The sequence below is a fragment of the Bartonella sp. AA81SXKL genome, assembly GCF_042196945.1.
Lineage (GTDB): Bacteria > Pseudomonadota > Alphaproteobacteria > Rhizobiales > Rhizobiaceae > Bartonella.
The window spans coordinates 1-626 of sequence record NZ_JBHIRH010000327.1; the positions used below are offsets into that span (position 1 = coordinate 1).

The 626-nt window shown below is 40.7% G+C and carries 1 protein-coding gene; it reads right to left on the reverse strand.

Translation table 11 applies throughout. The annotated features are described in order from the left end of the window. Positions 1–128 precede the first annotated feature (128 nt). On the reverse strand, positions 129–626 hold a 498-nt coding region (locus ACFINZ_RS11470), incomplete at its 5' end, for a NifU family protein (RefSeq protein WP_375701578.1).

Sequence of the window (626 nt, forward strand, 5' to 3'; positions counted from 1 at the left end):
TTATCGGAGACTGACTTATTCGTAGCAATCATGTTCAATACTTTGGTGTTTTGTACTTCGACAGTAAGCCAGCTAAGGCCGCTATGGCGTTTGTGCTTTTAAGCACTCTTTTATCAGATCTCATTTGTTTATTGAGGCATGGCTTCAACACCTACAACTTCTGGAATAAAATGGCGTAAAAGATTTTCAATACCATGTTTTAGCGTTGCGGTTGAAGAGGGACATCCGGCGCAAGCACCGCGCATATTGAGGTAGACAATACCGTTTTCAAATCCGCGAAAAGTAATATCTCCACCATCATTGGCAACGGCTGGGCGAATACGTGTTTCAAGGAGTTCCTTAATTGTTAAGACGATATCGGCGTCTTTTTCGTTATAAAATTCTTCGTTAAGGGCGTGCGTTTGTGCTTGTCTTGTGGCATTGGTATTGATAACCGGATCACCAGACAGAAAATGTTCCATAATAGTACCTAAAATGGCTGGTTTGAGATGTTGCCACTCTCCCTCTTTTTTGCTCACGGTAATAAAATCATAGCCAAAAAAAACACCATTGACATTTGGAATATTAAACAGTTTGGCTGCTAAAGGGGAATTTTTAGCAGCTTCTTCACGGTCACGAAATTCTAA